This window comes from Pseudomonas sp. LTR0 (assembly GCF_036630035.1).
Taxonomy (GTDB): domain Bacteria; phylum Pseudomonadota; class Gammaproteobacteria; order Pseudomonadales; family Pseudomonadaceae; genus Aquipseudomonas; species Aquipseudomonas putida_Y.
In genome coordinates this window covers 184,475-205,075 of the sequence record NZ_CP123734.1, presented here as the reverse complement: position 1 = coordinate 205,075, position 20,601 = coordinate 184,475, and the positions used below count along the sequence as shown (strand labels likewise).

Sequence of the window (20,601 nt, the reverse complement as noted above, 5' to 3'; positions counted from 1 at the left end):
TGAAATGTCGAAATTCGCCAAACCGCTACTCAACGCCAGCCTGGCCCTCCTGCTGGGTGCCGGCCTGCTCAGCCAGGCGTTCGCCGGCGAGCAATTGAAGACCATCCAGGAAAAAGGCGTCATCAACGTCGGCCTAGAGGGCACCTACCCGCCATTCAGCTTCCAGGACGAAAACGGCAAACTGACCGGCTTCGAAGTGGAACTGTCCGAGCTGCTGGCCAAGGAGCTGGGGGTCAAGGCCAAGATCCAGCCGACCAAGTGGGACGGCATCCTCGCCGCGCTGGAATCCAAGCGCCTGGATGTAGTGGTCAATCAGGTGACCATTTCCGAAGAGCGCAAGAAAAAGTACGACTTCTCAGAGCCCTACACTGTCTCCGGCATCCAGGCACTGATCCTGAAGAAGAAAGCCGAGCAGCTGAACATCAAGGGCGCACAGGACCTGGCCGGTAAAAAGGTCGGCGTAGGCCTTGGCACCAATTACGAGCAGTGGGTGAAAAAGGACGTGCCGCAAGCCGATGTGCGCACCTATGAGGACGACCCAAGCAAGTTCGCCGACTTGCGCAACGGCCGTATCGACGCCATTCTGATCGACCGCCTGGCCGCGCTGGAATACGCGCAAAAAGCCAAGGACACCGAACTTGCCGGCGATGCCTTCTCGCGCCTGGAAAGCGGCGTGGCCATGCGCAAGGGTGAGCCGGAACTGTTGGCAGCCATCAACAAGGCCATCGACAAGCTCAAAGCTGATGGCACGCTGGCCAAGCTGTCCGAGAAGTACTTCGGTGCCGATGTCACCAAATGATCGCTGAAAGCCTGCAACTCGTTGTCGACTCCGCGCCCTTCCTGCTGAAGGGCGCGGGTTATACAGTGCTGCTCAGTGTCGGCGGCATGTTCTTCGGTCTGGTGCTGGGCTTTGCCCTGGCGCTGATGCGGCTGTCGAAGATCCTGCCGCTGAACTGGCTGGCGCGGGTCTACGTGTCGTTCTTCCGCGGCACGCCGCTGCTGGTGCAGCTGTTCGTCATCTATTTCGGCATGCCGCAAATCGGCATCGAGCTCGACCCGATCCCCGCTTCGCTGATCGGCCTGTCGCTGAACATGGCGGCCTACATCTGCGAGATCCTGCGCGCAGCCATTTCCTCGATCGACCGCGGCCAGTGGGAAGCAGCCGCCAGCATCGGCATGACCCGCGTGCAAGCCATGCGCCGGGCGATCCTGCCGCAGGCCTTGCGCACCGCGTTGCCTCCGTTGGGCAACAGCTTCATCTCGCTGGTAAAGGACACCGCCTTGGCCGCCACCATCCAGGTGCCCGAGCTGTTCCGCCAAGCCCAGTTGATTACTGCGCGCACGTTCGAAGTGTTCACCATGTACGTGGCGGTCGCGGTCATCTACTGGGTGCTGTGCAGCATCCTTGCGCACTTCCAGAACCGCATGGAAGCGCGGGTCAACCAGCATGACCAGGAGCATTGAGCATGATTGAAGTCAAAGGCCTGACCAAGCGGTTCAAGGGCCAGACCGTGCTCAACGGTATCGACCTGACCGTGCAGCCCGGTGAAGTAGTGGCCATCATCGGCCCCAGTGGTTCGGGCAAAACCACGTTCCTGCGCTGCCTGAACCTGCTGGAAACCCCCGATGCCGGGCAGATCCAGATCGGCGCCATCAGCATCGATGCCAACCGCCCTTTGGGCGGGCAGCAGAGTGCGATTCGCCGTTTGCGCCAGCAGGCCGGGTTCGTGTTCCAGAACTTCAACCTGTTCCCCCACCGCACCGCCCTGGAGAACGTGATCGAGGGGCCGGTGGTCGTCAAGAAAACGCCTCGCGAGCAGGCCATCGAGCTTGGCCGGCGCCTGCTGGCCAAAGTCGGCCTGGCGGGCAAGGAAGACGCCTACCCACGGCGCCTATCCGGCGGCCAGCAGCAACGGGTGGCCATCGCCCGCGCCCTGGCCATGGAACCGGAGGTAATCCTGTTCGACGAGCCGACCTCCGCGCTGGACCCGGAGCTGGTCGGTGAAGTATTGGCGACCATCCGCGGCCTGGCCGAAGAAAAGCGCACCATGATCATCGTCACCCACGAGATGAGCTTTGCCCGGGATGTGGCGAACCGGGTGATCTTCTTCGACAAGGGCGTGATCGTGGAGCAGGGCGAGGCCAAGGCGCTGTTTGCAGCGCCGAAGGAAGAGCGCACGCGGCAGTTCCTGCGCAAGTTCCTCGGGACTGCGGCCTCCGAGTAAACCTGTTCCGGCCCTTTCGCGGGTAAACCCGCTCCTACAGTGAATGCACAGATCTTGAGGCATCTGTAGGAGCGGGTTTACCCGCGAAGAGGCCGGCACGCCCGTAATAAATCCCCCCTTCTATAAATATTCCAAAAAGTTAGTTCATAAAATTTTTATAAATCATTAGGGTATATAAACCGGACCACCGGACCAGCACACGTCTGTCGCGATCAGCTGTAGCGACATAACTATTTTGTGAGGTCAGGAATGGTCAGGATCACAATCACCCCAGTGCGTAACGCCAGGGCATTGAGTGCAGCCAAGGAGCGGCACTGATGCCCAGCCAAGCCAACACCCAATCCCATAGCGATCTGGACAGCTCGCCCCCGCTGCTGCCGGCCAAGGTACTGCGCAACGACGCCGAAGCCCTGCAAGCGGCCCGCGAACTGGCCGAGGTCGCCCGTGAGCAAGCGGCCCGTCGCGACCAGCAACGCAAACTGCCCTGGGCCGAAATCGAACTGTTTACCCGCAGCGGTCTGGGCAGCATCAGCGTACCCAAGGCCTACGGTGGCCCCGACGTGTCGTTCGAAACCGTCGCCGAGGTGTTCCGCCTGATCAGCGCCGCCGACCCCGCCCTGGGGCAGATCCCGCAGAACCAGTTCGGCATGCTGCAACTGCTGCGCCTGACGGCCAGCGAGGCGCAACAAGCGCTGATCTTCCGCAGCGTGCTCGACGGCTGGCGCATCGGCAACGCCGGGCCTGAGCGCAGCACCAAAGACACCCTTACCCTCAAGGCCCGAATCACGCCCGCCGGCGACAGCTATAGCTTAAGCGGCGAGAAGTTCTACTCCACCGGTGCCTTGTTCGCCCATTGGGTGACGGTAAAGGCCCTCGACGACGAAGGCCGCCAGCGCCTGGCATTCGTGCGCCGGGGAAGCCCGGGGTTGCGTATTGTCGATGACTGGTCCGGGTTCGGCCAGCGCACCACCGCCAGTGGTACCGTGCTGCTGGACCAAGTGCCGGTTGACGCGGAACTGGTGATCGACAACTGGCGCCAGCGCGATATCCCCAACATTCAGGGCGCCGCTTCGCAGCTGATCCAGGCGGCGATCGACGCCGGCATCGCCGAAGCGGCTATCGATGATGCGATCACGTTCGTGCGCGAAAAGTCCCGCCCGTGGATTGAAGCCAACGTCGACCGTGCCAGTGACGACCCTTATGTAATTGCCGACATCGGCCGCCTGAAACTCGAGCTGCACGCCGCCGAAGCGCTGCTGCGCAAAGCTGCTCGGGTACTCGACGAAGTCAATGCTGCGCCTATCGACGCAGCCAGCGCGGCACGGGCCTCGATTGCAGTGGCCGAGGCCAAGGTGCTGACCACCGAAATTGCCCTGCAGGCCAGCGAGAAGCTGTTCGAGCTGGCCGGCAGCCGCGCCACCCTTGCCGAGTTCAACCTCGACCGCCACTGGCGAAATGCCCGGGTGCACACCCTGCACGACCCGGTGCGCTGGAAGTACCACGCGGTCGGCGCTTACCACCTTAACGGCACCCTGCCTGCACGGCATTCCTGGATCTGATTTGCTGCCTTTGGGGCTGCTGCGCAGCCCTTCGCGGGCTTGCCCGCTCCCACAGGATTGCCACCGCCTGAACTGGCATCACTACACCTGTGGGAGCGGGCAAGCCCGCGAAGGGCCGCAAAGTGGCCCCCGGAGAACTCCATGACAATCGCTATCATCACTAGCGACGCCCAAGCTCTGGCCGTCGCCGAAGACATCGCCCAGCAACTGCGCCGCGACAGCGCCTTGCGCGACCGCGAGCGCCGCTTGCCGCTCGCCGAACTCGAGCTGTTCACCCGCTCCGGCCTGTGGGCCATCAGCGTGCCCAAAGCCTTCGGCGGTGCCGGCGTGTCCAACGTCACCCTGGTCAAGGTCATCGCCCGTATCGCGCAGGCCGACGGTTCGCTCGGACAGATTCCGCAGAATCATTTCTACGGTCTGGAAGTGCTGCGGATAAACGGCAGCCCCGAACAGAAGCAGCGCCTGTACGCCGAGGTACTGGCCGGCCGCCGTTTCGGCAATGCCCTGGCCGAGCTGGGCACCAAGACCGCCCACGAGCGCACCACCCGCCTGAGCCGTGACGGCGACGGTTTCCGCATCAACGGGCGCAAGTTCTATTCCACAGGCGCCATCTATGCCCAGCGCATTCCAACCTCGGTCGTGGATGAACAAGGCATACAACAGTTGGCCTTCGTCCCGGCCGACAGCCAGGGCCTGCAGGTGATCGACGACTGGAGCGGCTTCGGCCAGCGCACCACCGGCAGCGGTTCGGTGGTGTTCGACAACGTGTACGTCAGCGCAGCCGACGTGGTGCCGTTCCAGAGCGCCTTCGAGCGCCCCACCCCGGTCGGCCCGCTGGCGCAGATCCTCCATGCCGCCATCGATACTGGCATTGCCCGCGCCGCCTATGAAGATGCCCTGCACTTCGTGCGCACCCGCAGCCGTCCGTGGGTCGACTCCGGCCTGGACAACGCCACGGATGACCCGCTGACGCTGAAAAGCTTCGGCCATCTGGCGATCCGCTTGCATGCGGCCGAAGCCCTGCTGGAGCGCGCCGGCGAATACCTCGACCGCGCCCGCGACGACAGCACTGCCGACAACGTGGCCGCCGCCTCCATTGCCGTGGCCGAAGCACGTGCCATCAGCACCGAAATTTCCCTCGCAGCCGGTACCACCCTGTTCGAACTGGGCGGCAGCCAGGCAACATTGGCCGAACACAACCTCGACCGCCACTGGCGCAACGCTCGCGTGCACACCCTGCACGACCCGGTGCGCTGGAAGTACCACGCCATCGGCAACTACTACCTCAACGATGCCAACCCGCCGCGCCGGGGGACCATCTGATGGCCAAGCAGATTCTGCTCAATGCCTTCAACATGAACTGCATCGGGCACATCAACCACGGTCTGTGGACCCACCCACGGGACACTTCAACCCAGTACAAGACCCTGGACTACTGGACCAACCTGGCACGCCTGCTGGAGCGCGGTCTGTTCGACGGGCTTTTCATTGCCGACATCGTCGGTACCTACGACATCTATGGCCAGTCACTGGACGTCACCCTCAAGGAGTCGATCCAGTTGCCGGTCAACGACCCGCTGCTGCTGGTCTCCGCCATGGCTGCGGTCACTCGTCACCTGGGTTTTGGCCTTACCGCCAACCTCACCTACGAGGCGCCGTACCTGTTCGCCCGACGACTTTCCACACTCGACCACCTGAGCAATGGCCGGGTGGGCTGGAACATCGTTACCGGCTACCTCGACAGCGCCGCCCGGGCCATGGGGCTGGCGCAGCAACCGGCGCATGATCGCCGCTACGACCAGGCCGATGAATACCTGCAGGTGTTGTACAAGCTGCTGGAAGGCAGCTGGGCCGATGACGCAGTGGTCGCCGACCGCCAGCATCGCGTCTATGCCACGCCCGACAAGGTGCGCAAGGTTCAGCACCAGGGCGAGTTCTACAAGGTCGAAGGCTACCACCTGTGCGAGCCCTCACCGCAGCGCACCCCGGTGCTGTTCCAGGCCGGCAGCTCGCCGCGTGGCCTGGCCTTCGCCGGCAACCATGCCGAATGCGTGTTCATCAGTGGCCAGGACAAGGCAGCCACCCGCGCCCAGGTCGACAAGGTTCGCGCGGCCGCCCAGGCCGCCGGCCGCTACCCGCAGGCGGTCAAGGTGTTCATGGGCATCACGGTGATCGTCGCGGCCACCGAGCAACTGGCCCAGGCCAAACATGCCGAGTACCTGCGCCACGCCAGCGCCGAAGCGGGGGTCGCGCACTTCGCCGCGTCCACGGGCATCGACTTCGCCGCCTATGAACTGGACCAACCCATTGCCTTCAGCCAGGGCAACGCCATCCAGTCAGCCACGCGCCAGTTGCAAGACAGCGCCTGGACCCGCCGGCGCCTGTTGCAGCAGCACGCCCTGGGCGGCCGCTACGTAACCTTGGTCGGCGCGCCTGAACAGGTGGCCAAGCAGTTGATCGCGTGGATCGATGAAACCGGCCTGGACGGTTTCAACCTGACCCGCACCGTCACCCCGGAGAGCTTCGAGGACTTCATCGAGCTGGTCATCCCGCAACTTCAGCAGCGTGGCCGCTACAAGACGGCCTACACCGAAGGCACCCTGCGCGAAAAACTGTTCCATACCGACCACCCGCACTTACCCGCCGACCACCCTGGCTCGGCTTACCGCTTTATCCCTGCCTCGACTGGAGCGCTGCACCATGCTTGAGAAACTGTTCCGGCCCGTCGCGGCCATTGCCATCTCCCTCGGCCTGTGCGCCGGTGCCCTTGCTGCCGAGCCGTTGAAGATCGGCACCACCTCGGCCTTTGCCATTCCGCTGGAAGCCGCGGTGGAAGAAGCCCACAAGCGAGGCCTGGAAGTGAAGCTGGTCGAGTTCAGCGACTGGATTGCGCCCAATGTCAGCCTCAACAGCGGCGACATCGACGTGAACTACTTCCAGCACATCCCGTTCCTGGAAAACGCCAAGGCTGCTGCAGGCTTCAACCTCGTGCCTTACGCCCCGGGCATCATCAACAACGTTGGCCTGTACTCGAAAAAGTACAAAAGCTTTGCTGAGCTGCCCGAAGGCGCCAGCGTGGCCATCGCCAACGACCCGATCAACAGCGGCCGTGGTCTGCTGCTGCTGGCCAAGGCCGGGTTGATCACCCTGAAGCCAGGCGTTGGCTACAAGGCCACCGAGGACGACATCGTCGCCAACCCGAAAAGGCTGAAGATCCTTCAGGTCGAAGCGGTGCAACTGGTACGTGCCTACGACGACGCCGACCTGGTGCAGGGTTACCCGGCCTACATCCGCTTGGCCAACACTTTCGATGCCACCTCGGCATTGCTGTTCGACGGGCTGGAAAACAAGGAATACGTGATCCAGTTCGTCATTCGCCCGCAAAGCAAGGACGACCCACGCCTGGCCAAGTTCGTCGACATCTACCAGCATTCGCCAGTGGTGCGCGCTGCGTTGAACAAAGCTCACGGCAAGCTCTACCAAGCCGCCTGGGAAGGCTGACATGAGCCAGGCCAGCGCGCTCAGAGCGCCCACACCCCAAGCACTGCCGCCATTGGCCAGGGAACAGGCCCTGCGCCCCGAGATCAATGAAGCCCACGTGCGCTTCATCGGCCTGGGCAAGACCTACCCGGGCCAGGCGCAACCGGCCTTGCAAGGCATCGACTTGAACATCCGCCATGGCGAGATCTTCGGCATCATCGGCCGCAGCGGCGCCGGTAAGTCATCACTGCTGCGCACCATCAACCGCCTGGAGCAACCCAGCCAGGGCCGCGTATTGATCGACCAGGTGGATATCGCGCCTTTCGATGAGGACCAGCTTGTGGCCCTGCGCCGGCGCATCGGCATGATCTTCCAGCACTTCAACCTGATGTCGGCCAAGACCGTGTGGCAGAACGTCGAGTTGCCGTTGAAAGTCGCCGGCGTGGCAAAAGCCGAACGCCAGCACAAGGTGCGCGAGTTGCTGGAACTGGTCGGCCTGCAGGAAAAACATCACGTGTACCCGGCGCAACTGTCCGGCGGGCAGAAACAGCGCGTGGGCATTGCCCGGGCACTGGTGCACACCCCCGAGATCCTGCTGTGCGACGAGGCCACCTCGGCGCTGGACCCGGAAACCACCGCCTCGATCCTGGAGCTGCTGCGCGATATCAACCAGCGCCTGGGCCTGACCATCGTGCTGATCACCCACGAAATGGCAGTGATTCGCGACATCTGCCACCGGGTAGTGGTGCTGGAACGCGGCGCAGTGGTCGAGCAGGGCGAGGTCTGGCGGGTGTTTGGTTCACCCCGTCACGAGGTCACCCGCACCCTGCTCGCCCCTTTGCAGGCCAAGCTACCTGCCGCACTGCAAGCCAGCCTCCAGGCCAGCGCGGCGGGCCGCAACAGCGCCGTGGTGCTGAAACTGACCGTGCTTGGCGAGCCAGAGCTGTCTGCCCTGTTCAACGACCTGGGCGGGCGTGTGCGTCTGCTGCAGGGCGGCGTGGAAACCATCGGCGAACATGCCTTGGGGCAACTCATCCTCTCGGTGCAACACTCGCCGCACGACACCCATCAATTGCTGGAACGTGCCCGCCGTTGGGCCGAAAACGTGGAGGTATTGGGCCATGTGGTTTGATCGCCTGCTGGAAGGCTTGCTTGATACGCTGCTGATGGTTGGGGTTTCGTCACTGATCGCCCTGCTGGTGGGTGTACCCATGGCGGTACTGCTGGTCACCAGCGACAAGGGTGGGATCTTCGAGGCGCCGCTGCTGAACCGGGTGCTGGGCGCCTTCGTCAACCTGTTCCGCTCGATTCCGTTTCTGATCCTGATGGTTGCGCTGATTCCTTTCACCCGCCTGGTGGTGGGTACCACTTATGGCGTGTGGGCGGCAGTGGTGCCGCTGACCATTGCCGCCACACCGTTCTTTGCGCGGATTGCCGAGGTGAGCCTGCGTGAAGTCGACCATGGCCTGGTGGAAGCCGCACAGGCCATGGGCTGCCGGCGCTGGCACATCGTCTGGCATGTACTGTTGCCCGAGGCGCTGCCGGGGATCGTCGGGGGCTTCACCATTACCTTGGTGACCTTGATCAACTCGTCGGCGATGGCCGGGGCGATTGGTGCCGGCGGGCTGGGGGATATCGCCTATCGGTATGGCTACCAGCGTTTCGACAGTCAGATCATGCTGACCGTGATCGCCATGCTGGTAGCGTTAGTGGCGTTGATCCAGTTGGGCGGGGACCGCCTGGCGAAGGGTTTGAACAAGCGATGCGCATGACCTGGGAAATTTATTGGGGCGTAAATCCAGCGCCGCCCGCGCGGCACATCGCGAGCTGCGCTCGCTCCTACGTTTGTTTCGGGCCAGTTATGCCTGTGACAGGCGCGCGCGACCGCCTTGTTTGTACGACACGATATCGCGGCATGCGCCAAGGGGTGGGGCGCGCGCAAATCCCGCAGGAATGATTGGCCCGCAACAAACGTAGGAGCGAGCGCAGCTCGCGATGTGCCGCGCGGGCGGCGCTCGGTCTCAAAGGCGCTGCACGACTCGCGCCATACATACCCTCAATCCCAGCGCAGATCCTCAGCCGGCACCGGCCGCCCGAACCAGTACCCTTGCCCCAGCTGGCACTCCTCCTGCAACAGGAAGGTGGCCTGTTCCGCCTGCTCGATGCCCTCGGCATGCACCTGCATACCCATGCTGCGGGCCAAGGCAATGATCACCCGCACAATTGCGATGTCATCCTCATCCACTGGCAACCCAGCTACAAACCCTTGGTCGATTTTCAACTTCTGCACCGGCAAACGCTTGAGCCGCAGCAGTGATGAATACCCGGTGCCAAAGTCGTCGATGGCCAAGGTCACCCCCAGCTCGCGCAAACGGTGCAGTTGCTCAAGCGCCACCTCAGGGTCTTCCATCACCGCGCTTTCGGTCACTTCAAGCTCCAGCAAGGCCGGGGCCAGGCCGGTGTCGTGCAGCACTTCGGCTACCTGTTGATAAAGTTCGTGCTGGCCAAACAGCCGGCTGGAGATGTTCACCCCCACAAATGCCAGCTGCCGGCCTTCAGCCTGCCACTGCACCATTTGCCGGCAGGCCTGGCGCAGCACCCAGGTATCGATCTCGGCAATCAGGCCGGTGCGCTCGGCAATCGGGATGAACTCACCCGGCGGTACCAGGCCGCGCCTGGGGTGCTGCCAGCGCACCAGCGTCTCGACCCCGACCTGTCGGCCTGATGCCAGGTCGTGTACCGGCTGGAAGTACACCCTCAGTTCATCCTGCTCCAGGGCCCGACGCAATTCAGCGGCGGTCTCGACCCGATGCTGTGCATGGGCGGTCAGCTCTTCGGTGTACAGGGCATAGCAGGCCCGCCCGTTGCTTTTGGCCTTGTACAACGCCGAGTCGGCATTGCGCAGTAACTGCTCGGCACCCAAGGCATCGCTGGGGTACAGGCTGATTCCGACACTGGCGCTGATGAACAGGCGATTGCCCTCGAACTGAAACGGCTCACGCATGCGCTCGATGATGCACTGCGCCAGCTTGCCCGCCTGGCCGACCTGTTGGCAGTTCTCGGCCAGCACGCCGAACTCGTCGCCGCCCAGGCGCGCCAGGGTCATACCGTTACCCAACACCTCGCCCAGACGCTCGCCCACCAGCTTCAACAACTGGTCGCCAATGGTATGGCCCAGGCCGTCGTTTATGCTCTGGAAATGATCCAGGTCCAGCAGCAACAAGGCGCAACCGCGCTTGTTGGCCTGCGCCGCCGCCAATGCCTGCTCTACCCGGTCGGTAAACAGCAGGCGGTTGGGCAGGCCGGTCAACGGGTCGTGGTGGGCCAGGTAGGCAAGTTCCTGTTCCGAATGCTTGATGGCGCTGATATCACTGAACACCGCCACGTAATGACTGAGCTCACCTTCGTCATCGCGAATGGCGCAAATGGTCTGCCACTGCGGGTAGATTTCACCGCTTTTGCGCCGGTTCCAGATTTCACCGCTCCACTCGCCCTTCTCGGCCAGGGTGGCGAAAACCTCCTGGTAGAAGGCCAGGCCATGGTGGCCGGACTTGAACTTGTTCGGGCGCTGGCCGATAACCTCATCCTGCTGGTAGCCGGTGATGCGCATGAAGGCACGATTGACGTGCACGATAAGGCCCTGGCGGTCGGTCACCAGCACACCTTCGAGGGTACTGTCGAACACCGCGGCAGCCATGCGCAGCCGTTCACGGTCTTCACAACGCAAACGTGCGCCATGGCCGATGAAGTTGAGCAGGCGCACGCGCGACACATAGATCAGCACGGCACTGAGCAGCACCCAGACCACCACATTGATCTGCCGCCCCACGGTCAGTGCCAAGGGGTCGTCAGTCATGCTGTGCAGCATCATCTCCGCCAGCGCAAGCCAGAGGATCGAGAGCACCACATACAGCGCAGCCATGCGCAAGGCGTCGCGAACGGAAACAGACATGTCGGGTGGGAAAGGCCATCAAAAAGGAGTGGGCATTATAAAGGCTGAAACATGTCGTGACCTCCTATCTCAACGGTTGACTGGTTTTATTTCCCCGCCAAGGGATAATCAGCCCTTCCCCCTGCATTTCGAGGGTATTTGCACCTATGTGGTATAACGGCCTGCTCGACCTGTCGGCCTGGCAACTGGTCGGCATCACTCTGTTGATGACCCACGTGACCATTGTCAGCGTCACGGTCTACCTGCATCGCTACTCCGCGCACCGGGCCCTGGAGCTCAACGGCGCGCTCAAGCACTTCTTCCGCTTCTGGCTGTGGCTGACCACGGCGCAGAACACCCGCGAGTGGACCGCCGTCCACCGCAAGCACCACGCCAAGTGCGAAACCCCCGACGACCCGCACAGCCCGGTATACAAGGGCCTGGGCACAGTGCTGCGCAAAGGTGCCGAGCTGTACCGTGAAGAGGCGCGCAACCCCGAAACCCTGCGCATTTATGGCAAGAACTGCCCGGATGACTGGATCGAGCGCAACCTGTACTCGCGTTACAAACTGGGCGGTATCGCACTGATGGCGGTGATCGACCTGCTGCTGTTCGGCACCATAGGCATCACCATCTGGGCGGTGCAGATGATGTGGATTCCGTTCTGGGCCGCCGGTGTGGTCAACGGCCTGGGCCATGCCCTGGGCTATCGCAACTTCGAATGCCGCGACGCAGCCACAAACCTGGTGCCATGGGGCATCGTCATCGGCGGTGAAGAACTGCACAATAACCATCACACCTACCCCAACTCGGCCAAGCTCTCGGTCAAGCGCTGGGAGTTCGACATGGGCTGGGCGTGGATCCGCCTGTTCTGCCTGCTGCGTCTGGCCAAGGTGCAGCGCGTAGCGCCCATCGCCCATCGGGTGGCCGGCAAGGCCAGCCTGGACATGGACACCGCCATGGCCATCTTGAACAACCGTTTCCAGATCATGGCCCAGTACCGCAAGCTGGTGATCGGCCCGCTGGTGAAACAGGAACTGGCCCGCGTCGACGCCTCGGTGCGTCACCGCTTCCGCCGTGCCAAACGGCTGCTCTCGCGCGAAACCAGCCTGCTGGAAGATCGCCACCACGTGCGCATCGAGTCCATGCTCGCGCACAGCCAGGCACTGAAAACCATCTATGAAAAGCGCCTGGCCCTGCAGCAGATCTGGGCGCGCACCAGCGCCAACGGCCACGACATGCTGGCGGCCATGAAAGACTGGGTACACGAGGCTGAAACCAGCGGCATCCAGGCACTGCGCGACTTCGCAGCACAACTCAAGACTTACTCGCTACGCCCGACCGGCGCCTGACCGCCGTTGATCGGCACGCCTCTCAGCGGGGCGTGCCGTTCGGAACTTAGCCCCGACCTCTCCACTCGAATCTGGAATATCGCCTGCGTGGCGGGCCGGATGCTGGCCGCACGCCTTCACGTTGAGACCTGCTCCGTGCACATGGCCAAGAACATTCCAACGATATTTCCGGGTACCCCACCTCCCGAAGCCGCCCAGACCTTGCTGGCGTTACTCCACGCCCAAGGCGAGGTTGCCCGCCTGAGTGAGCGCGATCAGCTGTTCAGCTCGTTGCTCGACAGCGTCAATGCAGTGCTTTGGGCCTTCGACTGGGGAACCCGTCAGGTGCTGTACGTCAGCCCAGCCTACGAGCGCATCTTCGGCCGCCCGGTCAGCCTGGTGCTGGCTGACTACAACGAATGGCGTGACAGCATCTACCCCGACGACCTCGAATTCGCCGAACGTAGCCTGGCCCAGGTCCTGCTCAAGGGTGCGGTGGAAGACCGCGAGTACCGCATCCTCAATGCCGACGGACAAATACGCTGGCTGAGCGACAAGTGCTACATCAACCAGCAGCACGATAGTGATCGGGTAATCATTGTCGGTATCGCCGAAGACATCACCGAGAAGAAGCAGCTTGAAGGCGAACTGCAGCGCCTGGCCACCACCGACGTGCTGACCCAGAGCAGTAACCGCAGGCACTTCTTCGAATGTGCTCAGCAAGCCTTCGACAGTGCTCGCGAGGACGGTACACCGCTGGCTTTCCTGCTGCTGGATATCGACGACTTCAAACGCATCAACGACAGCTATGGCCACCAGGAAGGCGACCAGGTGCTGCAACACATCGCCGACAGCGGCAAGGCCGTGCTACGCCGGGGCGACCTGTTCGGGCGCATTGGCGGCGAAGAATTTGCTGCGGTGTTTCCGGGCTGCAACGCTCAGGTCGCGGAGCAGATTGCCGAGCGCTTGCAGCGGCAGATTCAGCACTTGAGCTTTAGCCATGGGCAGCAGACGTACGGGGTGACTGTGAGTCAGGGGCTGACCGGGCTGACCGATGAGGATGTGACGCTGGACAGCCTCTATGCGCGGGCAGATGCGGCAATGTACAGGGCCAAGCGGCAGGGCAAGAATCAGATAGTCCGCGGCTGATCAGGCGGCAGGGGCACCGGCTTTGGCCGGTATTCGCGGGCCCGGCGCCACACCTGTGGGAGCGGGCAAGCCCGCGAAGGGTCGCAATGCGGCCCCCGAATCTCAGCTGGAAACCTCGGCCCCAGCCACCGGCGGTTCTTCCTGTGGCTTTACTTCCGGGCTCTCCACTTTGCGCAACCGCCTAAGCTCCGGCAGGCCAAGCTTGAGCAGGCGCGCCGTCTTGCCGCTGGCCACCTTCTCCAGCCCCTGCTCAGCCGGCAGCCGCGACAACTGCCCAGCCAGGTTCATGGCCAGGATCTCCAGCGAGTAAACTCCACCACCCAACTGGTAGATCGCAGCGATCAACTCGCGCAGTGCCAGCGGCAGACGCCAGCGAGTACGCAGCGCCGAGCCGAATGCCGCACCAAACTCCTCCAGCGATTGCTGCACATTGCGCTCGTTCAGGTCTCCCCCGGCCAGCCGCCACTCCTGCAGGCAGCGCAACACCGCCAGGTCGCCCAGGCAATGCAGCAAGCCCGCGCAATAACAACGCCCCTCGTCCAGTTCGAGCATGCGCGCCAAGGTGCGGCCATATTCGGCAGTGTGCAGTGACAGGTCCCAGTAACGGGCTGCGTGCTCTGCCAACAGGGGGTCGCTGAGGCGTGCGCTGCGCTTGAGGGTCATGCCCAGGATCAGGTTCATGCTTTGGGTACTGCCAAGCTTGTTCAGGGCCTGCAGCAACGTCTGCACCGGGGCTTCACGGTGCAATGCCGCACTATTGGCGGCAGCAATCAGTACCGCCGTGACTTGCGGGTCGTTACACACCTCCTCTTCGAGCGCCCTGAGGTTCAGGCCTTGGGGATTGAGCGCCCGTTTGATCGCCAGCTGCACATCTGCCAGCAGCGGCCCGCCATCGGCGCTAGCGCGGCGCTGTTCAAGGTAGGCCGGCAGGCTGGCACCCGCCTGCAATGCCGGTACCGGGCAGGCAATCTGCTCGCCAACGGCCAGCAGCAACTCTTCCAGGCGTTTGCGCAGGTTATCCAGATTCAACGGCTTGCTCAGGTAAGCAGTGGGGTGCAGGGGCAGCGCTTCACGCACACTGGCGCTGTCATTGCGGTTACTCATGAGAATGAACGGTACCCCTGGCCCTTTGGCGCGCACCTTGCGCAGCAGGTCGAGGCCATCGACACCGGCCAGCTCACGGGCGGCGATGATCAGGTCAGGCTTGTTGGACAAGGCACTGAGTGCCTGCGAGCCGTCAGTGCATACCTGCAGGCGGGCATCACAACGTACGCTGAGCAGCATCTCGCTGAGTAAATCCCGTACCCAAGGATCGCCTTCGACAATCAGTACGCTTGGTGGGGTGGGGGCTGCAGCACTCATCGCCAACTACTCCTGAATACCCTGACACACAGTCCGTCGCAGCTTCCAAAGCGAGTCCTCCGACAACCATAGCGCTACATGGCTTTTCTGGGCATAAAAAAAACCCGCCTGGGCGGGTTTTTTCTGGAGCACGTCACATCAGGCGATTTCAGCGAAGCACTCTTCGATGATGGCCAGGCCTTTGTCCAGCAGCGCGTCTTCGGCGGTCAGCGGAACAAGGATACGCAGGACGTTGCCGTAGGTACCGCAAGACAGCAGGATCAGACCCTTTTCGCGGGCCTTGGCGACAACCTGGCCAACAGCAGCAGCGTTCGGGGTGTGAGTGCCTTTCTCGAAGACTTCGACGGCGATCATCGAGCCCAGACCACGGACGTCGCCGATGATCGGGTACTTCTTCTGGATTTCGCGCAGGCCGGCGGTCAGGCGCTCACCCACAGCCTTGCTGCGGTCCAGCAGTTTTTCTTCTTCGAACACTTCGATCACGGCCAGGGCCGCGGCGCAAGCGATCGGCGAGCCGGCGTAGGTGCCGCCCAGGCCGCCTGGAGCGATGGCATCCATGTACTCGGCCTTGCCGCACACACCGGCCAGCGGGAAGCCGCCAGCGATGGACTTGGCAAAGGTGGTCAGATCAGGCGCAACGCCCATCTGTTCCATGGCGAAGAAGGTGCCGGTACGGCCAGCGCCAGTTTGTACTTCGTCGGCGATCAGCAGGATGCCGTGCTGGTCGCACAGGGCGCGCAGGCGTTTCATCAGCTCTTTCGGCGCTGGCAGGAAACCGCCTTCGCCTTGTACTGGCTCGAGGATGATCGCGGCGATGTCGCGCGGCTCGGCGTCGTTCTTGAAGATGCGCTCGACCGAGGCAATGGCGTCGTCAACGCTGATACCGTGCAGTTCGCTCGGGAACAGGGCGCGGAAGATACCGCCTGGCATCAGGCCCATGCCAGCGGAGTACGGCACGACCTTGCCGGTCAGGCCCAGGGTCATCATGGTACGGCCGTGATAACCGCCGGTGAAGGCGATGACGCCAGCGCGGCCAGTGGCAGCACGGGCGATCTTGACGGCGTTTTCAACGGCCTCGGAGCCGGTGGTGACCAGCAGGGTCTTCTTGTCGAAGTCGCCTGGGACCAGCTTGTTGATCTTTTCGCACAGCTCTACGTAGGGTTCGTAAGCCAGCACCTGGAAGCAGGTGTGGCTGACCTTGGTCAGCTGCTCTTGCACGGCTGCAACCACTTTCGGGTGCAGGTGGCCGGTGTTCAGTACTGCGATGCCGCCGGCGAAGTCGATCAGTTCGCGGCCTTCAACGTCGATCACGGTCGAGTTCTTCGCGGTGTCGACGAAGATCGGGTGGATCTGGCCGACGCCACGTGGGACGGCAGCTACACGACGTTGCATCAAGGATTCGTTGGTTTTGCTCATAATGCCCTCATTGCGCCGACAGGAATGGCGCTTTTATTCGGGGGTGGCTGGGAGTGCTCGCGAACAGTATTCGTTGATCGACTGTCGTGAGCGCCCTGGCCACCAGGTACTGCAATGTAAAAAAGGCCAGCGAGACGTCGCTCTCGCGCCCCGCTGGCAGAGGTAAAGCCTTTACCGTGCGATCAGACGCTGATGCACAGGTATTTGATTTCGAGGTAGTCCTCGATACCGTACTTGGAACCTTCGCGGCCCAGGCCCGAGGCCTTGATACCACCGAACGGCGCCACTTCGTTGGAAATCAGGCCGGTGTTGATACCCACCATGCCGTATTCCAGGGCTTCGGCGACACGGAACACACGGCTCATGTCACGGGCGTAGAAGTACGAGGCCAGGCCGAACTCGGTGTCGTTGGACATGGCGATGACTTCGGCTTCGTCTTTGAAGCGGAACAGCGGCGCCAGTGGGCCGAAAGTCTCTTCCTTGGCGACAGCAGCGGTCTTCGGTACGTCTACCAGGATGGTCGGTTCGAAGAAGTTGCCTTCGATCAGCTTGCCACCGGACAGCACTTTGGCGCCTTTGCTGACGGCGTCCTCGATGTGCTCCTGGACCTTGGCGACAGCCTTGCCGTCGATCAGCGGGCCAGTGGTGGTGCCGTCTTCCAGGCCGTTACCGATCTTCAGCTTGGCAACTGCAGCGGCCAGCTTCTGGGCGAACGCGTCGTAGACGCCGTCCTGCACGTAGATACGGTTGGCGCAAACGCAAGTCTGGCCGTTGTTGCGGTACTTGGAGATGATCGCGCCCTCGACCGCCTTGTCCAGGTCGGCGTCGTCGAACACGATGAACGGGGCGTTGCCACCCAGCTCCAGGGAAACCTTCTTGATGTCCTTGGCGCATTCTTCCATCAGCTGGCGACCGATTTCGGTCGAGCCGGTGAAGGACAGCTTGCGTACCAGGGAGTTGCCGGTCAGTTCGCCGCCAACTTCGCCGGCGCTGCCGGTAACCACGCTCAGCACGCCTGCCGGGATGCCGGCACGGTGGGCCAGCTCAACCAGGGCCAGAGCGGAGTATGGGGTTTGCGAAGCAGGCTTGAGCACCATGGTGCAGCCAGCGGCCAGGGCCGGGCCGGCTTTACGGGTGATCATGGCGGCCGGGAAGTTCCACGGGGTGATGGCCGCGGTAACGCCGATTGGCTGCTTGATGACAATCAGGCGCTTGTCTGGCTGGTGGCCCGGGATGGTGTCACCGTAGATGCGCTTGGCTTCTTCGGCGAACCACTCGATGAACGAGGCAGCGTAGGCGATTTCGCCCTTGGCTTCGGCCAGCGGCTTGCCCTGTTCGGTGGTCATCAGGCGAGCCAGGTCGTCCTGGTTCTCGATCATCAGTTCGAACCAGCGACGCAGCTTGGCCGAACGCTCTTTCGCAGTCAGGGCACGCCAGGCCGGCAGGGCCTTGTCAGCGGCTTCGATGGCGCGGCGGGTTTCCGCGGTGCCCATCTTCGGCACGGTACCGATGACTTCGCCGGTGGCCGGGTTGGTCACCTTGATGGTCTGGCCGTTGTCCGCATCCAGCCACTCACCATTGATATAGGCTTGCTGGCGGAACAACTGAGCGTCTTTGAGCTGCATGTCGGCTTCCCGAATTGTTGATTGTTGAAAAGCGCCCAAGGCAGGGCATCGAGCGTTTGAAATCTCAAACGAATGCTAAGCGGCTGCTGGGGTGTTGGACAATAGGCTGTTCGAAAAAAAGAACGAATGGTTGAACAGCCCATCTGAAATCACCCGCAGAATGGCCGCTAAAGGGTAGACGATGCTGCGGCCGGACTCGGGGCGAAGCCAAAATTCGTTTCACTGCTGGTCACGGTCAGTTTCCACACGCCCTGACGTCGGGCTGAAACGATGATGCTGTCGTCATCGGCAGAGTAATCGACGGCATTAACGTGGATCCAGTTACGGCCGGTATTACCCCGGCCGACAGTTCGATCGGTATTGTCGTGTATCCGGCCCCAGGTATCTGCACAGCCAACACGGTAAAAACAGCTACAGATCAAGGCGATGGACGTCAACGACACAGATGGGTATCATGCGTGCGCGTTGCACTCGTAGCTCAGCTGGATAGAGTACTGCCCTCCGAAGGCAGGGGTCGTGGGTTCGAATCCCGCCGAGTGCGCCATATCAAGAAAGCCCTGGGCCTGAGCCCGGGGCTTTTTCGTTTGTGCGCCATGTCACCTTTCTGGTACTCCCGTGCCACGGGTCATTGATGTTAGCGTGGGCGTCTTCCCGTTCTCTGAACGGGTAACCCATAACAATGATTGGCGAAGGAATGCGCACAACCATGCAGTTGAAAAAACTCACCGCCACCACCCTGTTGCTGGCCAGCATCGGCCTGTTCACCCAGTCTGCCCAGGCCAACCTCACCCAGCAGCAGTCCGCAGCTATCGTCAAAGCCTTCGACGGCAGCGACCCAAGCGACTTCAAGCAATTCCTCGGCAAGCTCAAAGGCAGCGACCTGGGCAAGGCCGACAACCTCGAGGCAACCGTCGACGCCTACCTGGCCAACAAGCCATTGGCCGCCGGGCAACAAGACGAGATCAACCGCCTGCTCGGCCTGTATACCCGCATCAAGTATGGCAAGGCCGCTACCGAAACCCTGCGTGAACTGGTAGCCATCCGCACCTTCAATGTCGAGGGTACGCCGCAGTACGAAAACCCTGAATTCCTCAAGATCGCCGACAGGATCAAGGCATTGGCCGATAGCTTCGGCCTGGCCTTCCGCAACATCGACAACCGGGTATACGAGATCTCGCTTGGCAGCGGGAAGGAAGTGATCGGCATCCATGCCCACGCTGACGTAGTGCCGGTCAACCCGGACAACTGGAAGCTGGCCGATGGTACGCGCCTGGACCCGTTCAAGGTCACCCTGGTGGGTGACCGCATGTACGGCCGCGGCACCGAAGACGACAAGAACGGCATCGTGGTGGCGATGTACGCGCTGAAAGTGGCCAAGGACGAAAACCTGCCGCTCGCCCGGCAGTTCAAGCTGCTGATCGACACCACCGAAGAAACCAGCGGTGATGCCATTCCCTATTACTTCGAGCGCAACCCTACGCCCGACTACAACCTGGCCCTCGACGGCGGCTACCCGGTAGTAATTGCCGAGAAAGGCTACGGCACGGTCATGGCCAGCTTCAACAAGCGCCCGGCCAGCGGCAAGGGTGCCGAGATCGTCAACCTGACCGGTGGCCTGGCGACCAACCAGATCCCGACAACTTCGGTTGCGACCCTGATTTCTGACAACCCGGCACAGCTGGCCAAGCACCTGCAGCAAGCCGGCGCCAGATATGTGAAGCAGCATGGAAGCGACTTCAGCATCGACGCCAAGGCCGACGGCAAGCAAGTCTTGCTCACCGTGACCGGTGTTTCCGCACACTCTTCGGAGCCGGAATCCGGCATCAACCCGGTGGCGCGTATGCTCGACTTCATCAATGGTCTCGGCCAGCAGGTGTCGCTCAAGCACAACCACTTTACCGACGCTGCCCGCTATGCCGCCGACAACTGGGGCCTGGACTACCTGGGCAACAAGCTCGGCGTGGCCTTCAAGGACCCGTTCATGGGCCCGCTGACCACTTCGCTGACCTTTGTCGGAGTGGATGACAAAGGCTTGAAGCTGGCGGTAAACCTGCGCATTCCCAAGGGGAAGCCGATCGCCACGATCAAGGACGAACTGGCAGAGAAACTGGGCAAATGGACCCGGGAAAGCAACACCTCGGTGGCGTTCGATTACAGCCTGGACGAACCGATGTACCGTAACCCTGAAGGCGAATGGGTCCAGGCTCTGCTCGCCGTGGCCACCGAGAACCTGGGTATGAAGCATGAGTTCGGTACCTCGGCCGGCGCGACTTCGGTGCACGATCTTCCCAACGGTGTGCAATTTGGCCTGGCGATGCCAGACGTGAAGTACACCGGGCACAACGACAACGAGTTCAAGACCGTGGAACAGTTCATGTTGGACCTGCAGATAGTGAGCGAGATGGTGGCGCGGATCGGGCAGATGCCGAAGCTTTGATGGGCATTACGGCCTCTTCGCGGCTTTAGCCGCGAAAAGGCCGCTGCAAGCGAACAGCAATGACGTTTTTCAATCGGCTCCATGCC

Annotated in this window: 17 protein-coding genes and 1 tRNA gene; 13 read left to right on the top strand and 5 right to left on the bottom strand. The window is 62.3% G+C overall.

What is annotated here, in order from left to right:
• The first annotated feature begins 4 nt into the window (after positions 1–4).
• The 9 genes from tcyJ (at position 5) to QCL51_RS00875 (ending at position 9,036) form a co-directional block, all read left to right on the top strand.
• Positions 5–799 carry a cystine ABC transporter substrate-binding protein gene (gene tcyJ, locus QCL51_RS00915; RefSeq protein WP_021782584.1) on the top strand — a complete coding sequence of 265 codons (795 nt, stop codon included), beginning with the start codon at positions 5–7 and terminating at the stop codon, positions 797–799.
• Positions 796–1,464 carry a cystine ABC transporter permease gene (gene tcyL / locus QCL51_RS00910; RefSeq protein ID WP_003255849.1) on the top strand — a complete coding sequence of 223 codons (669 nt, stop codon included), beginning with the start codon at positions 796–798 and terminating at the stop codon, positions 1,462–1,464. Before tcyJ ends, tcyL begins: the two co-directional genes overlap by 4 nt.
• 2 nt (positions 1,465–1,466) lie before the next feature.
• On the top strand, positions 1,467–2,225 hold the full coding sequence (tcyN, locus tag QCL51_RS00905) for an L-cystine ABC transporter ATP-binding protein TcyN (RefSeq protein ID WP_021782583.1): 759 nt from the start codon (positions 1,467–1,469) through the stop codon (positions 2,223–2,225).
• Between the two features lie 317 nt (positions 2,226–2,542).
• Positions 2,543–3,784, top strand: coding sequence for an SfnB family sulfur acquisition oxidoreductase (locus QCL51_RS00900; RefSeq protein ID WP_274118642.1), 1,242 nt, complete (start codon positions 2,543–2,545; stop codon positions 3,782–3,784).
• Between the two features lie 141 nt (positions 3,785–3,925).
• Positions 3,926–5,107 carry an SfnB family sulfur acquisition oxidoreductase gene (locus QCL51_RS00895; RefSeq protein ID WP_021782581.1) on the top strand — a complete coding sequence of 394 codons (1,182 nt, stop codon included), beginning with the start codon at positions 3,926–3,928 and terminating at the stop codon, positions 5,105–5,107.
• Complete coding sequence (locus QCL51_RS00890) at positions 5,107–6,492, top strand: LLM class flavin-dependent oxidoreductase (RefSeq protein WP_028697330.1); 1,386 nt, start codon at positions 5,107–5,109, stop codon at positions 6,490–6,492. Before QCL51_RS00895 ends, QCL51_RS00890 begins: the two co-directional genes overlap by 1 nt.
• The gene (locus tag QCL51_RS00885; protein ID WP_103470269.1) at positions 6,485–7,285 is read left to right on the top strand and encodes a MetQ/NlpA family ABC transporter substrate-binding protein; all 801 of its coding nucleotides are present in this window, start codon (positions 6,485–6,487) and stop codon (positions 7,283–7,285) included. The genes QCL51_RS00890 and QCL51_RS00885 overlap by 8 nt, the downstream gene beginning before the upstream one ends.
• A 1-nt stretch (position 7,286) precedes the next feature.
• Positions 7,287–8,396, top strand: a complete 1,110-nt coding sequence (locus tag QCL51_RS00880) for an ATP-binding cassette domain-containing protein (protein ID WP_021782578.1) — start codon at positions 7,287–7,289, stop codon at positions 8,394–8,396.
• Positions 8,386–9,036, top strand: a complete 651-nt coding sequence (locus QCL51_RS00875; RefSeq protein WP_021782577.1) for a methionine ABC transporter permease — start codon at positions 8,386–8,388, stop codon at positions 9,034–9,036. Before QCL51_RS00880 ends, QCL51_RS00875 begins: the two co-directional genes overlap by 11 nt.
• Before the next feature lie 284 nt (positions 9,037–9,320).
• Here QCL51_RS00875 and dibA read toward each other — a convergent pair whose 3' ends face one another.
• Entirely contained in the window at positions 9,321–11,216 is a 1,896-nt protein-coding gene (dibA, locus tag QCL51_RS00870) for a phosphodiesterase DibA (protein WP_021782576.1), read from the bottom strand.
• Positions 11,217–11,362: 146 nt separating this feature from the next.
• Here dibA and desA point away from each other — a divergent pair, with 146 nt between their 5' ends.
• Together desA and QCL51_RS00860 are read left to right on the top strand one after the other, a co-directional pair.
• Complete coding sequence (gene desA / locus QCL51_RS00865; protein ID WP_010951599.1) at positions 11,363–12,547, top strand: delta-9 fatty acid desaturase DesA; 1,185 nt, start codon at positions 11,363–11,365, stop codon at positions 12,545–12,547.
• 99 nt (positions 12,548–12,646) lie between these two features.
• Entirely contained in the window at positions 12,647–13,675 is a 1,029-nt protein-coding gene (locus QCL51_RS00860; RefSeq protein WP_103443295.1) for a sensor domain-containing diguanylate cyclase, read from the top strand.
• Between the two features lie 102 nt (positions 13,676–13,777).
• Here QCL51_RS00860 and QCL51_RS00855 read toward each other — a convergent pair whose 3' ends face one another.
• The 4 genes from QCL51_RS00855 to QCL51_RS00840 all read right to left on the bottom strand — a co-directional run bounded on the left by QCL51_RS00855 (position 13,778) and on the right by QCL51_RS00840 (position 18,521).
• Positions 13,778–15,037, bottom strand: coding sequence for a response regulator (locus tag QCL51_RS00855; protein WP_338444536.1), 1,260 nt, complete (start codon positions 15,035–15,037; stop codon positions 13,778–13,780).
• A gap of 138 nt (positions 15,038–15,175) precedes the next feature.
• Positions 15,176–16,453 (bottom strand): 4-aminobutyrate--2-oxoglutarate transaminase, encoded by a 1,278-nt coding sequence (gabT, locus tag QCL51_RS00850; RefSeq protein ID WP_003255866.1) that lies wholly within the window; start codon positions 16,451–16,453, stop codon positions 15,176–15,178.
• Positions 16,454–16,635: 182 nt separating this feature from the next.
• Complete coding sequence (gabD, locus tag QCL51_RS00845; RefSeq protein WP_103443294.1) at positions 16,636–18,078, bottom strand: NADP-dependent succinate-semialdehyde dehydrogenase; 1,443 nt, start codon at positions 18,076–18,078, stop codon at positions 16,636–16,638.
• 167 nt (positions 18,079–18,245) lie between these two features.
• Complete coding sequence (locus QCL51_RS00840; RefSeq protein ID WP_258036306.1) at positions 18,246–18,521, bottom strand: aryl-sulfate sulfotransferase; 276 nt, start codon at positions 18,519–18,521, stop codon at positions 18,246–18,248.
• 24 nt (positions 18,522–18,545) lie between these two features.
• On the opposite strand from QCL51_RS00840, the gene QCL51_RS00835 reads away from it, so the two are divergent.
• Positions 18,546–18,622: transfer RNA gene (locus QCL51_RS00835), tRNA-Arg, on the top strand.
• 162 nt (positions 18,623–18,784) lie between these two features.
• Complete coding sequence (locus tag QCL51_RS00830; protein WP_338444532.1) at positions 18,785–20,515, top strand: dipeptidase; 1,731 nt, start codon at positions 18,785–18,787, stop codon at positions 20,513–20,515.
• Positions 20,516–20,601 lie beyond the last annotated feature (86 nt).